The organism is Streptomyces sp. NPDC000151 (assembly GCF_040301705.1).
Taxonomy (GTDB): Bacteria; Actinomycetota; Actinomycetes; order Streptomycetales; family Streptomycetaceae; genus Streptomyces.
The window spans coordinates 25,850-37,249 of sequence record NZ_JBEPFC010000067.1 but is presented as its reverse complement, the minus strand read 5'-3'; the positions used below and the strand labels follow the sequence as shown (position 1 = coordinate 37,249).

Annotated in this window: 7 protein-coding genes; 4 read left to right on the top strand and 3 right to left on the bottom strand. The window is 74.1% G+C overall.

Annotation, left to right across the window (positions count from 1 at the left end; genetic code table 11):
- Positions 1-1,582, top strand: a 1,582-nt coding sequence (treZ, locus tag ABT381_RS19850; RefSeq protein ID WP_351595718.1) for a malto-oligosyltrehalose trehalohydrolase, incomplete at its 5' end; no start/stop codon positions are given.
- Here treZ and ABT381_RS19845 read toward each other — a convergent pair.
- Positions 1,572-3,041: a purine-cytosine permease family protein gene (locus ABT381_RS19845; RefSeq protein ID WP_351595715.1), complete on the bottom strand. Its 1,470-nt coding sequence runs from the start codon at positions 3,039-3,041 to the stop codon at positions 1,572-1,574. The two genes, treZ and ABT381_RS19845, sit on opposite strands and share 11 nt — an antisense overlap.
- Before the next feature lie 167 nt (positions 3,042-3,208).
- Here ABT381_RS19845 and ABT381_RS19840 point away from each other — a divergent pair, with 167 nt between their 5' ends.
- Positions 3,209-4,723 (top strand): PucR family transcriptional regulator, encoded by a 1,515-nt coding sequence (locus tag ABT381_RS19840; protein WP_467754203.1) that lies wholly within the window; start codon positions 3,209-3,211, stop codon positions 4,721-4,723.
- A gap of 47 nt (positions 4,724-4,770) precedes the next feature.
- On the opposite strand, the gene ligD is transcribed toward ABT381_RS19840, so the two are convergent.
- Positions 4,771-5,811, bottom strand: coding sequence for a non-homologous end-joining DNA ligase (gene ligD, locus ABT381_RS19835; RefSeq protein ID WP_351595709.1), 1,041 nt, complete (start codon positions 5,809-5,811; stop codon positions 4,771-4,773).
- Positions 5,812-5,885: 74 nt separating this feature from the next.
- Here ligD and ABT381_RS19830 point away from each other — a divergent pair, with 74 nt between their 5' ends.
- Together ABT381_RS19830 and ABT381_RS19825 are read left to right on the top strand one after the other, a co-directional pair.
- Entirely contained in the window at positions 5,886-6,959 is a 1,074-nt protein-coding gene (locus tag ABT381_RS19830; protein ID WP_351595706.1) for an ATP-dependent DNA ligase, read from the top strand.
- A gap of 61 nt (positions 6,960-7,020) precedes the next feature.
- Complete coding sequence (locus tag ABT381_RS19825; RefSeq protein WP_351595703.1) at positions 7,021-8,832, top strand: CDP-glycerol glycerophosphotransferase family protein; 1,812 nt, start codon at positions 7,021-7,023, stop codon at positions 8,830-8,832.
- A 148-nt stretch (positions 8,833-8,980) separates the two neighbouring features.
- Here ABT381_RS19825 and ABT381_RS19820 read toward each other — a convergent pair whose 3' ends face one another.
- Entirely contained in the window at positions 8,981-11,218 is a 2,238-nt protein-coding gene (locus ABT381_RS19820) for a tetratricopeptide repeat protein (RefSeq protein ID WP_351595700.1), read from the bottom strand.
- Positions 11,219-11,400 lie beyond the last annotated feature (182 nt).

Genomic DNA, 11,400 nt, shown 5'->3' with positions numbered 1-11,400 from the left:
GGCCCGGCTGCCGGACGGTCCCGGCGGCCCGGCCGCGGTCGTGGACCACGCCCGGTACGAGTGGCGGCACGACTGGCCGGGCCGCGGGCTGCCCGGCGCGGTCCTCTACGAGCTGCACATCGGGACGTTCACCCCCGGGGGCACGTTCGATGCGGCCGTCGAGCGGCTGCCGCATCTGAAGGACCTCGGCGTCACGCACATCGAGGTGATGCCGGTCTGCCCGTTCCCCGGTACGCACGGCTGGGGATACGAGGGCATCGCCCCGTGGGCGGTGCACGAGCCGTACGGCGGCCCGGACGGGCTGAAGCGCTTCGTGGACGCCGCGCACGGCCTCGGGCTCGGCGTCGTCCTGGACGTCGTGCACAACCACCTCGGCCCGTACGGCAACCACCTGCCCGCCTTCGGGCCGTACTTCACCGACACCCACCACACGCCCTGGGGCGCCGCCGTCAACCTCGACGCGCCCGGCTCCGACGAGGTCCGCGCGTACTTCCTGGGCAGTGCGCTGTCCTGGCTGCGCGACTACCGGATCGACGGGCTGCGCCTGGATGCCGTGCACGCGCTGCACGACACCCGGGCCCGGCACTTCCTCGCCGAGCTGTCGGAGGCGGTGGACGCACTCGGGGCGCAGCTGCGCCGTCCGCTGTTCCTGATTGCCGAGTCCGACCTGAACGATCCGCGGACGACGGCGCCGCGCCCGTACGGCGGCCACGGCCTACACGCGCAGTGGAACGACGACTTCCACCACGCCCTGCACGCGGCGCTCACCGGCGAGTCCCAGGGCTACTACGCCGACTTCGCGCGGGCTCCGATGGCGGCCCTCGCGACCACGTTGACCAGCGGCTTCTTCCACGCCGGTACGTACTCCAGCTTCCGGGAGCGCAGGCACGGCGCGCCGCTCGACATACGCGCCACCCCCGCACACCGATTGCTCGGTTACACGCAGACGCACGACCAGATCGGGAACCGCGCGCTCGGTGACCGCCTCTCGGAGCGGCTCTCCCCCGCCCTGCTGGGCTGCGCGGCGGCCCTCGTGCTGGGCGCCCCGTACACGCCGATGCTCTTCATGGGCGAGGAGTGGGGCGCGGGCACGCCCTGGCAGTTCTTCACCGACCACACCGACCCCGAGCTGGCGGCGGCGGTGCGCGACGGGCGGCGCCGGGAGTTCGCCGCGCACGGCTGGCAGGCCGAGGAGATCCCCGACCCGCAGGACCCGGCCACCCGGGAGCGCTCCTGCCTGGACTGGTCGGAGCCGGCCCGCGCCCCGCACGCGGAGCTGCTCGGCTGGTACCGCACGCTGCTGGCGCTCCGCCGCGACCACCCCGCGCTCACCGAGCCCCACCTCGCGCTGACACGGGTGGCGTACGACGAGGAGGGGCGGTGGCTGCGGCTGGAGCGCGACTCCGGACACGGCGAAGGCGGGGTGCTGGTCGCGGTGAACCTGCACCCCGCCCGTACGGCGGTGATTCCGCTGCCCTATGAGGCGGCGCGGCCCCTGGCGGGGTGGCCGGCGCCGCAGGAGCCCGGCGCGGACGGCGTCCTGCGGCTGCCCCCGGAGTCGGTGACGGTCCTCAGGACGTGACGGACTCCGCCTTCGGGGACGGCCCGCCGTCCCCCGCCGGCTCGCCGTCCAGCTCGCGCTCGCTCGCCGCCACCGCGGCCAGCTCCGTGTCCCTGTCGAGGCGGCGGTTGAGCAGGTAGTACAGGCCGCCGCCGATGATCAGGCCGGGCACGAAGGAGAGGTCGGCGCCGCCCAGCGCCTTGGCGGCCGGGCCCTCGTAGGCGTGGGTGGCGAAGAACGGGATCATCGTGGCGAAGCCGACGACGTAGGAGACGATGCCGCGCCAGGACCAGCGGCCGTAGATGCCGCCCTTCGAGTCGAAGATCGCGGTGACCGCGTAGTGGCCGCGCCGCACGCAGTAGAAGTCCACCAGGTTGACCGCGGTCCACGGCACCAGGAAGTACAGCATCATCAGCACGAAGGTGTTGAAGCTCTCCAGGTAGTTCTCCGGGAGCAGCATGGCGACGGTGAAGATGACGACGCCCACCGCCGCGATACCGGCGACCCGCAGCCGTACGGTCGGCTTGACCGTACGGAAGGCGTCCACGGCGCTGGTGGTGGTGAGCATCGCGCCGTACGCGTTGACGGCCGTGATGCCGATCAGCGCGATGGAGGAGACCACCACGGCGAAGGTGCCGAAACCGGGCAGGATCGCGTTGCCGACCTGACGGATACCGGTGATCGCGCCCGGCTCGGGCAGCGCGGAGGACAGCAGCGCGCCGAGCGACATCAGCCAGACGGCGGAGCCGGCCGCGCCGGCGTACGTCCACCAGATGACCTTGCGGGCCGAGACGTCGCGCGGCAGGTAACGGGAGTAGTCCGAGACGTAGATGGCGTAGCTGATCTGGTAGCCGGCCGCAGCGGAGAAGACGACCAGGAAGGACGTCCACGTCGAGCCGCCCCCGGACGCTGCGGCGTGCGCGGTACCCGGGTGCAGCTGGACGAGCGCTCCGATGGTGAGGACACCGAAGACGGCGATCAGTACGTACGTCAGCCAGCGCTGGACGAGGTGCAGCAGATCATGGCCGACGACCGCGAGGACGATCGCGACGGCGATGATCACGCCGTACCAGAGGGTCTTGCCCCCGGGGAGGATCGTCTGGAGGCCCTCGGTGGCGAGCACCACGTTGAAGACGTTGAAGCCGATGTAGACGAAGACGACGGCGGCGAAGGGGACGATCGCGCCGCGGGTGCCGAACTGGGCCCTCGACTGGATCATCTGCGGCAGGCCCATCCGGGGCCCCTGGTTGGCGTGGAACGCCATGAAGAAGGTGCCGAAACAGGCGCCGAGGACGACGGCCAGCACGGACATGCCCAGGCTCAGCCCCAGCTCGGGGCCGAGGAACCCGGTGACCATCGTGGTGAGCACGAAGTTCCCGGTGAACCAGAACGGCCCCTGGTGCCAGACCTTGCCGTGGCGCTCGCGCACGGGCACATAGTCGATCGATCGTTGTTCGATGACCCTGGGGGCGGCAGCCATGGGTCCTCCTCGGGTGGTGCGGTGACCGGCTGGGGGGCCGTACGGGGCGGGGTCTGCGGGGGATGCGACCTACAGCTGATCGCGGTGGTGTGAACCTACGGGCCCGTTCGGAGCTGCTTCGATCGCCCGATCGTCCATTCGATAGATATGTGATGGACACTATGTCTATGCCGCTGTACCTCACCGACCTCCTGGCGCGCCCGGACCTGAACCTCTCGGTCACCGGCGCCCCCGCGCCCGGGCTGCTGGACCGCACCATCGACGCCGCCACCGTCTCCGACCTGCTGCATCCCGGCGAGTGGCTGCAGGGCGGCGAGCTGCTGATGACCATCGGGCTGCTGCTCCCGATGGAGCCCGCCGCCTGCCGCGCGTACGTCGCCGACGTGGCGGCCGGCGGCGCGGCGGCCCTGGCGCTCGGCCTCGGGCACGGCCTCCCGTACCAGGCGGCGCCGCAGCCCCTCGTGGACGCGGCGCAGGAGGCCGGCCTGCCGCTGCTCACCGTCCCGGACGAGGTGCCGTTCATCGCCGTCACGAAGGCGGTCTTCGAGGCGCGCGCCCATGAGGAGCGGCAGGTGCTGCAGCGGGCCTTCGCGACCCAGCGGCGGCTGACGGCGGCGGCCACGGACAACGGGCTGCGCCCGATGCTGGAGGAGTGGACGGCCGCCACCGGGGTAGGTGCCGCGGTCCTCGACCCCCTGGGGCGGCTGCTCGCCTCGGGCGGGCCGGACGCCGAGTCCGTACTGGACGGCGCCCGCGACCTCGTCGACCGGGTGGCCTCCCGGGGGCTGCGCGGCAGCGCGGCCAGTACGGCCGGCGGGCAGCAGCTGGAGGTGCAGCCGCTGGGCGCCCGCCGGCTGCGCGGCCTGCTCCTCCTGAGCGGCGGCCCCGACGCCTCGGCCCGCGCCGTCGTCCCCGGCCTGGTCTCGCTGCTCTCCCTGGAGCTGGAGCGGCGGCACCTGATGGACGAGCCGGAGCGGCGCCGGCGCTCCGCGCTGCTCTCGGAGCTGCTCGCCGAGCCGGCGGCCGGCCAGGAACGGGCCGCGGGCCGCGCCCAGGACATCCTCGCCTCGGTCGGGCTGGCCACCGACCGGGTGCGCGGCGTGGTGGTCGAAGCGCCCGCGGAGTCCGCCCAGGAGTCGGCCGCCGACCTCGCCCTCGCCGTACCGGGCGGGCTGGTACGGGTCACCGAGGGCGGCCTCGTCGAGGCGGTGGTCGGCGAGGAGCTGGACGTACGCGACGTCCTCGGCCGCTTCGCACCGGGCTGTCCCGCCGGCCTCGGCCCGCTGGCCGCCCCCGAGGCCGTACGGGCCTCCCTGCGGCAGGCCACCGGGCTGCTGGGCCTGAGCCGGACCTCGGGGGCGCCCGTCGAGGCCCGCGAGAGCCAGGCCAGCCGGCTGCTCCTGGAGCTCGGCGACCGGCGCACCCTCCTCGGCTACGCGGACGCCGTGCTCGGCCCCCTGGACCTCGCCGACAGCGGCGAGGAGCTGATCGCCACGCTGGCCGCCTGGCTGGAGACCGGCGGCTCCTGGGACACCACCAGCCGCCGCCTCGGCGTCCACCGCCACACCGTGCGCAACCGCCTCGACAAGGCCATGACCCTCACGGGCCGCCGCCTCGACGACGCGGACGACCGCTTCGACCTGTGGCTGGCGACGCGCATCAGGCGCGGCGGGCGGGTGTGACGCGCGGGCCTACGGGCATGCGGGCGCGCGGCCTACGGGAGCGGGCGTCAGTCCTTGTGGCGAGCGCGGCTCGGCTGGACTCGGGTGGGCTCGCCCGGCATCTTCGGGTGGTCGGGGGGATAGGGCAGATCACCGAGGCCGCCGTCGTGCTCGGCGCGGTCGGCCAGCTCGAACACGGACTCCAGCCCGAAGCTCTCCTCGGCCATGCCGGCGTGCACGTCGCCCCGCTCCGCGTACCGGGCCGGCATCGTGGCCAGGTCGAAGTCGGCCGGCTCGGCGTCGTCCAGCTCCTCCCAGCGCAGCGGCGCGGACACCGTGGCACGCGGGTTCGGCCGTACCGAGTAGGCGGAGGCGATGGTGCGGTCGCGCGCCATCTGGTTGTAGTCGACGAAGATCCGGGCGCCGCGCTCCTCCTTCCACCAGGCCGTGGTCACCTGGTCCGGCATCCGGCGGGCCAGCTCGCGCCCCACGGTGATGGCCGCGCGCCGCACCTCGGTGAACGTCCAGCGCGGCGCGATCGGTACGTAGACGTGCAGACCGCGGCCCCCGGAGGTCTTCGGCCAGCCCCGTAGGCCCAGCTCGTCCAGGAGGGCGTGCAGCGCGTGGGCTGCCCGTACGGCGTCCGCGTAGCCGGTGCCCGGCTGCGGGTCGAGGTCGATGCGCAGCTCGTCGGGGTGGTCGGGCCGGCCGCGGCGGACCGGCCACGGGTGGAAGGTGACGCAGCCCAGGTTCGCCGCCCAGAGGACGGCGGCGGGCTCGGTGGGGCAGATCTCGTCGGCCGAGCGGCCGCTGGGGAAGGTGATGTGGGCGGTCGGCAGCCAGTCGGGGCGGTTCTTCGGGGCGCGCTTCTGGAAGAACGACTCGCCGGTGACCCCGTCCGGGTACCGCTCCAGGGTCGTCGGCCGGTCGTGCAGCGCCCGGGTGACGCCGTCGGCGACGGCCAGGTAGTACTGCGCCAGGTCCAGCTTCGTGAAGCCGCGCTCCGGGAAGTACACCTTGTCCGGGTGGGACAGCCGTACGGTGCGCCCGCCGGCCTCGATCTCCACCGCCGCACCGCCCGCACCCTTGGCACCGCCTGTACCACCCATGGCCGCCACGGTAAGCGCGCACGGCCGAGGGCGCTCGCCGGGCGACGTAAGGGACGTACGCGCACAATCAAGACATGGATCTCCCGGTGATGCCGCCCGTGAAGCCGATGCTGGCCAAGCCGGCGGCGAAGATCCCGTCCGGAATGCAGTACGAGGCCAAATGGGACGGCTTCCGGGCCATCGTCTACCGGGACGGCGACGAGATCGAGCTCGGCAGCCGCACCGGCAAGCCGCTCACCCGCTACTTCCCCGAGCTGGTCGAGGCGCTGCGCGCCAACGTGCCCGCGCGCTGCGTGCTGGACGGCGAGATCGTGATCGCGCGCGGCGACCGGCTGGACTTCGACGCGCTCACCGAACGCATCCACCCCGCCAAGTCCCGCGTCGACCTGCTCGCCGAGCGGACCCCGGCCGGCTTCGTCGCGTTCGACCTGCTGGCGCTGGACAACGAAGCGCTGCTCCGCGCGCCCCAGAAGGAGCGGCGCGCCCGGCTGGCCGAGGCCCTGCAAGGCGCCGAGGCGCCGGTGCACCTGGCGCCCGCCACCACCGACCCCGAGGTCGCCGCCGAGTGGTTCACGGAGTACGAGGGCGCCGGTCTGGACGGCGTGATCGCCAAGCCGCTGGACATGCCGTACCGCCAGAACGAGCGGGTCATGGTCAAGATCAAGCACGAGCGCACGGCGGACTGCGTGCTCGCCGGCTTCCGCTTCCACAAGAGCGGCCCGGTGGTCGGCTCGCTGCTGCTCGGCCTGTACGACGCGGCCGGCGCGCTGCAGCACGTCGGGGTCTGCGCCGCGTTCTCCATGAAGCGGCGCGAGGAGCTGGTGGCCGAGCTGGAGCCGCTGCGCATGGAGTCGGCGGCGGGCCACCCCTGGGCGCACTGGGCGGAGGAGGAGGCGCACGAGTCCGCCCGGCTGCCCGGCGCGCCCAGCCGCTGGAGCGGCAAGAAGGACCTGTCCTGGGTGCCGCTGCGCCCGGAGCGGGTGCTGGAGGTGGCGTACGACCACATGGAGAACGGGCAGCGCTTCCGGCACACCGCCCAGTTCCGCCGCTGGCGCCCGGACCGCACCCCGGAGAGCTGCACGTACGCACAACTGGAGGAGCCGGTGCGGTACGACCTGGGGAGGGTGCTGACCCGAAGGGTGGACTGAACGGTGGTTAGGGTGAGGGGGATCGGGGAGCACGAGGGGTACGAGAAGTACGGGGGTTGCCGTGGGGTGCGTCGAGCCGGGCTGGATACGGGTGCCGGTCGGGGCGGACGCGGCGCGCTGGACCACTCGGGGGCGCTGCCGGAAGGTGCTGCTGGTCGTGCACAACGTGACGGCGGCGACCCGGCTGCTGGACGTACTGCCGCTGTTCCGCGACGACCTACGGGTGCAGCTGCTCGCCACGTGTACGGGCTCGTCGCCGTTCCAGGCCGGGGTGCCGGAGCTGCTGGCGGAGACCGGCGTACCGGTACTGCCGTGGGAGCAGGCGCTGCGGACGCCGGTGGACCTCGCCGTCACGGCCAGCTTCGGCGGTCAACTGGCGGAACTTCCCGGGAAGTTGGCCGTACTGTCGCACGGCGCGGGATACAATAAAAGACTCGAAACGCCAAACGCCAAACGCCAAACGCCGGACGGCGGGGAGCGCGGGGAGGCGCCCGGTCAGCCGTCGTCGGCATCCGAACCGCCGGTGTTCGGTTTCGGTCCGGAGTGGACACTCGCGGACGGCGCCCCCATAGCGGACGCGATGGTGCTCTCCCACCCCGAGCAGCTCCGGCGGCTGCGTGCCGCCTGCCCGCAGGCCGCGGCCACGGCCGTACTGGCCGGTGATCCCTGCTTCGACCGTATGCTGGCGGCCCGCCCGTACCGCGACCGCTTCCGCCGCGCGCTCGGCGTCGCCCCGGGCCAGCGGCTCGTCCTGCTCAATTCGACGTGGAACCCGGAAGCGCTCTTCGGGGACGGCGGCGACGACGTCCTGCCGGCCCTGCTCGCCCGGCTGACGGCCGAACTCCCCGCCGACGAGTACCGCACCGCCGCCGTGCTGCACCCGAACATCTGGCACGGCCACGGCCCCGGCCAGATACGCGCCTGGCTCGACCGGGCCCGGCGCGCCGGGCTGACGCTCGTCGACCCGCTGACGGGCTGGCAGCAGGCGCTGCTCGCCGCGGACCTCGTGATCGGCGACTACGGCTCCGTCTCGTACTACGCCGCGGCGCACGGCACGCCGGTACTCATCGGCGCGGCCTCGCCTTCGGGTCTCGCGGCGGACTCCCCCGTCGCCGACTTCGTACGGCGGGCGCCGCGGCTGGACCCGTATGCGCCGCTGCGCCCCCAACTGGACGCCGCACTGGCCGGGCACCGGCCGCTGCCCGGCCCCGCCGAGCTCACGACCTCGGCACCGGGCGAGTCGGCGCGGCTGCTCCGCAGCGCCTTCTACGGGCTCATCGGCCTCCCCGAGCCGCCGGAGCCCGCGCTGCTCGACCCGCTGCCGCTGCCCCCGTACGAACCGCCGGTGCGCACCGCTCCGTTGCGCGTCCTGACCCGCCTCCTCGGGCCGGGCGAGGTGACGGTGGTCCGCCGGGCGGACCTTCGGAGCGGGACGGCGGAGGCGGTCGGCGAGCCCTCGGCCGGGGAGCAGGCGCATATCGCGGTGCACGAGGACACCCTCGACCCCGGGGTCCTCGAGCTCGCCGACGTGATCTTCCGTTACGGACACGCCGACGATCCCCGGCTCGGCCCGCCCGCCTCGTGGGCGGCGGAGGTCCTGGAACGCCACCCGTACTGCCGACTGGCCGCGTACGTCACCGGGCCCGGCGGCTGCACCGTCCGCACCCGCGACGGCGACCTGCTGCGGCTGACCGCGGACCGGAGCGCGGCCGCGGGCCTGCCCGGCGCCGACCCGGCCGCGTACGCCTCGGCGCTGTACGGGTGGCTGGCGGGCGGGAAGGGGGTCGACGGGCTGCCGGATGACGGGCTGACCGTATGGACGGGACGGACGGCCCACCGGGTGCGGGTCAGTCGCGAGGCCCCGGCCCTGTAGGCACTTCTGTCGCTGCCTCCGTAGCGGCTCCCGTTGCCGCCTCCGGAGCGGCCCCTGTCGCCGCCTCCGTAGCGGCCCACGTCGCTGCCTCCGGAGCAGCGCCCGTCGCTGCCTCCGGAGCAGCCGTCACGAACCACTCACGAACCGCTCACGCACCACTCGTGCACCGTTCGCGCAGCGCCCGTAGGTGGCCGAGGTGGTACTCCGCCCGCTCGTCCGCCAGCGCGGCGACGGCCTCGTCGATCAGCGGCAGGGCGTCCGCCGCGCGCCCGGCGAGGTGGTACGTCTCGGCCAGGTCGGTCAGCGTCCGCGCGGCGTTGTACGCCTCCCCGCTGTCCCTGAAGAAGCCCAGCGCGCGCGTCAGCAGCTCCTCGGCCTCGGCCCACCGGCCGAGGCCCCGCAGTGCGCGCCCGCGGTGGCGCTGGAGGAGTGCCCAGGCGCGCGGTACATCCGTACGCCCCTCTTCCCCAGGCCCGATCTCCGCCACGTACCCGTCCGCCTCGGCGAACAGCTCCAGCGCCTCCTCGTACCGCCACTGCGCCAGCCGTACCAGCCCCAGCGTCTCCGCGGCGGTCGCCCGGCCGCGCAGGTGCCCCTGGGCGCGCTCGGCGTCGGCGGCGGCCGTCAGCTCGGTCTCCGCCTCCTCGAAGCGCCGCAGCTCCACGAAGGCCAGCGCGAGCTGTGTGTGCATACGGGCGGCCATCCGCGAACCGGGGCTCACCGCGTCGGCGACCCGCGCCCCGACCCGCAGCGCGGGCAGCAGTTCCTCGTGCCGGCCGGCCTTGAGCTGGTACGCCCACAGCGCCTCGCAGAGCTGGCAGGCCACGTCGCCGAGCCCGAACTCCTCGGCGGCCAGCACGGCCTGTACGAGGTTGCCCAGCTCGCCCCCGAGCGCGGCGACTGCCTCGCCGGGGCCCGTGTACGGGCCCGGCGTCAGCCGGCCGTCGGCGTAGAGCGGGCCGACGTGCCAGCGCTGCGGCAGCGCGGCCAGGTCGGCGCGTACGGCGAAGCGCAGCGCCCACTCCACCGTGCGCCGGACGGCCTGCGCGTACGCCGCGCCGCCCGCCTCCCGGAGGGCCGCCTGCTCGGCGTGGCGGCGGACGGCCGGACGGTAGCGGTAGCGCCCCGCATCGGTACGCTCCAACAGCCCCTGATCCGCCAGTACCTCCAGCAGTCGCCCCGCCTCCGCCTCCTCGACGTCCGCGGCCGCCGCGGCCTGCCCGGCACCAAACGCGGCCCACGGCCACACGGCCGCCAGCCGGTAGAGCCGGGCGGGAGCGGGCGTGAGCTCCTGGTAGAGGTCCTCGACGACCGGCGGTACGGGTTCGCTCGCCGCGGCGGGATCCTCGGGGTGTCCACCGCGATCACGTACCGGATCGACGGCCGGGCCGTCCCCGGCCTCGCGCTCGGGCATTCCCGGCTCCTCATGGTGCTCGTGGTGGCGGGGTGTCTCCTGACGTCCGGTCAGCCGCGGGGCCATCGCCCGCAGCGCGTACGGTGAGCCGCCGCAACGGGCGAGGACCGACGACAGCGCGGACCGGGACGCCGCCTTGAGAGCCCGTTCCCCGACGAGGTCGGTCAGCAGCGCGACGGCGTCCTTCTTCCGCAGCGGGTCGACCTCGATCGGCACGGCGTCCAGGCCGGCCAGTCGGTGGTGGGCGACGATGATCGTGAAGACCCCGGGCGCGGCGGTGAACAGCGGCCCGACCTGCGCCGCGGAGTGGGCGTGATCCAGTACCAGCAGCAGCCGCAGACCGGCCACGAGGCGGCGGAACAGGGCGACGCACTCCGCCCGGCCCGGCGGTATCTCCGGCTCGGTCAGCCCCAGTTCACGCAGCACATGGCGGACCGCCACGGCCGGATCGAGTCCGCCCTCCGCACCGTCGCCGCCAAGATCGACGTACACCTGCCCGTCCGGGAAGTGCCCGGCCGCGGTCGCCTGCCACCCCCACTGACGCGCGAGCGCGCTCGTCCCCATGCCTTCCGGACCGAACACCAGCACCCGACGCGGACGCCCGGCGTACTGCCGACCCAACTCTCGTCCCATGCTCCTTTTCTGACTATCCCGATCGGTGAAATACCGCAGCGAGGGTGGGAGTTGGGGCACGGCCCGAGCGCGCACCTCGGGGAGGGCGTCACGCACGAGGGCCTGTACTTCGGCGAGCCGCGCCGCGTGGCCGGGGTCGCGCAGCGCACCCTCGTGGAGGAGCCGGGCCAGACCGTCCCAGTCCCCCGGCGTCGCCGGCGCCGCGACCTCACGCCCCGCGATCCGCCGGGCGAGGCCGCCGACCGATTCGAGCGCCCGCTTCCCGGCCTCGTTCGCCATGCCCGTGCCGACCGCGCCCAGCATCGCCGTGACCGCCGCCAGCGACATGGGATCCACCATCCGCAACTCCCCTGCTCCCGGCGCCATTACGGCGACCGTCCCCGTCAAGTCGAGATCAACCGTAGCGAACGGGGGTGCGGCCGTGGGCGGCCATGGGCGGCCGATGCCGGGCAGGCCGCGGAGGTGACCGACGGTTGCGGACCGTTGGCCCCTGCTGGGCGCGCGGATATGCTCGCGCCACC